The organism is Brunnivagina elsteri CCALA 953 (assembly GCF_002289455.1).
Taxonomy (GTDB): Bacteria; Cyanobacteriota; Cyanobacteriia; order Cyanobacteriales; family Nostocaceae; genus Brunnivagina; species Brunnivagina elsteri.
This window is the reverse complement of sequence record NZ_NTFS01000613.1, coordinates 1-2,634: the sequence shown is the minus strand read 5'-3', so window position 1 is coordinate 2,634 and position 2,634 is coordinate 1. Positions and strand designations below refer to the sequence as shown.

Annotated in this window: 3 protein-coding genes; 1 reads left to right on the top strand and 2 read right to left on the bottom strand. The window is 41.6% G+C overall.

The window, feature by feature from the left end; genetic code table 11:
• Positions 1-108: 108 nt before the first annotated feature.
• Positions 109-1,269 (top strand): quinone-dependent dihydroorotate dehydrogenase, encoded by a 1,161-nt coding sequence (locus CK510_RS29080; RefSeq protein WP_095724936.1) that lies wholly within the window; start codon positions 109-111, stop codon positions 1,267-1,269.
• 112 nt (positions 1,270-1,381) lie between these two features.
• Here the strand turns inward: CK510_RS29080 and CK510_RS29075 are convergent, their stop codons facing one another.
• A complete protein-coding gene (locus tag CK510_RS29075) occupies positions 1,382-2,176 on the bottom strand; it encodes a hypothetical protein (protein ID WP_095724935.1) in 795 nt (264 codons plus the stop codon).
• A 280-nt stretch (positions 2,177-2,456) separates the two neighbouring features.
• On the bottom strand, positions 2,457-2,582 hold the full coding sequence (locus tag CK510_RS34155) for a hypothetical protein (RefSeq protein ID WP_281257105.1): 126 nt from the start codon (positions 2,580-2,582) through the stop codon (positions 2,457-2,459).
• Positions 2,583-2,634 lie beyond the last annotated feature (52 nt).

Sequence of the window (2,634 nt, the reverse complement as noted above, 5' to 3'; positions counted from 1 at the left end):
CTATAGTTCAGGGGGAAAGAAGGAGAGACGACAGAGACGACCCGCCGGGTCGTCTGTACGAGAGAGAATGCCCCAATGCCCAATGCCCAATGCCCAAGCCAATAAACTATGCCAGATATTTATCAAGCTGCAATTCGACCGCTTTTATTTAATCTCGTTAAAGCCGATCCAGAACAACTTCATTCTGTAACGATTCGCAGTTTAAGTTGGTTGGGTGAGGTTTGCCAACGTCCCGCTACAAGTTGGGTAAATCAACGCTTACAACAGACTTTATGCTTGACTGATAAGCGTTTAGAGCAAAATTTATTTGGTTTGCATTTCCCCAATCCTTTAGGTTTAGCTGCTGGTTTTGATAAAGATGGTGTTGCTGCCCCTGTGTGGGGTAGTTTGGGATTTGGATTTGCGGAGTTGGGTACTGTGACTTTTCATGCTCAACCGGGAAACCCACAACCGCGTTTATTTCGACTGCCTCTAGATGCTGCTGTTCTCAATCGCATGGGTTTTAATAACTTGGGTGCGGCTGAAATGGCACGTCGGTTAACACTACTAGGCAGCCAATTTAATTTACCAATTCCCATCGGTGTAAATTTGGGTAAATCGAAAATTACACCCTTAGAAGCTGCTGCACAAGACTATCGCGATAGTTTTCACCTACTCAAAGATTGTGGTGATTATTTTGTAGTGAATGTATCTTCACCAAATACACCAGGATTGCGATCGCTCCAAGATGCCTCGATGCTTGGTTCTATTCTTGATGCTTTAAATCAAGAAAATTCTCCCAATTCCTTACCACGAAAACCTATTTTTGTCAAGATAGCGCCAGATTTAGAATGGGAGGCAATATCAGACATTATTGAATTGGCAAAAAGCTATCAATTGGCGGGAATTATTGCCACAAATACAACGATTCGACGGGATGGTTTACAGACAGAAATAATTGAGAAAACCGGGAAAACACCACAAGCAGAAGCAGGAGGAATAAGCGGTAAACCAGTACGCGATCGCTCTACAGAAGTTATCTGTTTTATTTACCAGCAAACCCAAGGACAAATACCAATTATCGGCGTTGGTGGCATATTCACCGCAGCCGATGCTTGGGAAAAGATAATTGCAGGTGCTAGTTTGATCCAAGTTTACACTGGTTGGGTTTACGAAGGTCCCTGGATGGTTCGTCGCATTCTCCAAGGGTTACTCACCAAACTGGAAGAACAAGGGTTTAATTCCATTGGGGAAGCAGTAGGAAGTGAGAAGTTAGGAGTTAGGAGTTAGGAGAAATACAGTTGGAAATCAAAAATACTGTAGGGGAACCCACGGCTGTTTGCCCTCTATATTGTTGTGTATTACATCCAAACGAAAAGCCCCAATTCCCATTCCCAATTTCCTATTCATCAATTGGAAAAAATTCCCTAGTCTTGCGATCGTACCTCCAAGCGATACTATCAGGGTCACGAGTACGACTCCATTCGGGAAAATCAGCATCATCTCGACGTTTAAAAACTGTACTGGAGTAAACATTTAACCTTTTAGCAAGTTCTGATTGAATCAGGGAACCAAAAGCTAACTGTTTTGCCAGTATTTTTTTTGCTTCCTCGTGATTTGCTGATTCTTTGTGGCTTGATTGTGCGGGTAAATCAGCTTCGTCTATTTCAGTATCCGCAACCAATTCGGGTTCTCTAACTAATTTGGCTTCTTTTTCCTTAAGCATCGTAGGAATCGCTTCGGGAGATGCTAAAAGTTGTGCCGATACTCTGGCAACGCGGGATGATACTAACTCTTTAGCAGGTTCGCTACTATCAAGAATATCGCCAAGAATATTGGCTGTCATGAAATAGTACACCTGTTTGCCATCTTCATGATTGAGGATGCTAGCACCAAACTCTGACGCTTTTGTGTCCAAAAAGCGTTTTGCCACAGTACCAGAAAAATTGCCCTTAATTGCCAAATCGATTGGGCTTAAACTGCCCTGGTTTTGCTGAATTAGCTGATGGAAAATGGGGTTAACTCCTTGACACCACTGCTGCCATCGGTAGTTTCGCCAAAGGTTAATACCCGTTATCAGCAAAATCAGCCCTAGCCAAATTCGCCAGGTTGAAACCAGGAAAACAATCAGAAAAGAGATAGGCAAAAGCAAAACGAGAAATCCTTTCCCGGTGCTTTCGATAGTTTTTTCGCTCATACCGATTATTGCCCTGTAGTTGTTTCGGGGAATATTGGAAAATAATATCATCTTGGCAAAAACTGGGACGCTTATTTGTATCCTGTGTAGATTTGCCAAAAGTTTTTCTAGATTTCCCCAGATGCTTTCCAGATAAACTATGGCAAAAATACACTTTTGCCAAAAGATAATCCCGGCAAAATTATAGGCAAAAAAACAGAAAAAATCTCTACTTATATTTTTATATACTCAATTTTGGTATAGTTTTATTTCAGTATGGGGTCTTGTTTTGAGATAACCTTTAGGTGAGCAAATCACCAATAATGAAGCTGCGATCGCGTTTGAGGATATGGGAAAATTGCCTAATTTGCTGAAACCATCCATCGATATAAATTAAACTGCTTGACACTCTCAGGTCTAAAGACACTGAGATTCTTAAGAAATTTCGTTCCTAATATCCTGTTTTCACAGGTTCCCAA

Bases quoted from the DNA above. Each gene is read 5' to 3' on its own strand.
- CK510_RS29075 (WP_095724935.1), bottom strand. From the start codon at position 2,176: ATGAGCGAAAAAACTATCGAAAGCACCGGGAAAGGATTTCTCGTTTTG.
- CK510_RS29080 (WP_095724936.1), top strand. From the start codon at position 109: ATGCCAGATATTTATCAAGCTGCAATTCGACCGCTTTTATTTAATCTC.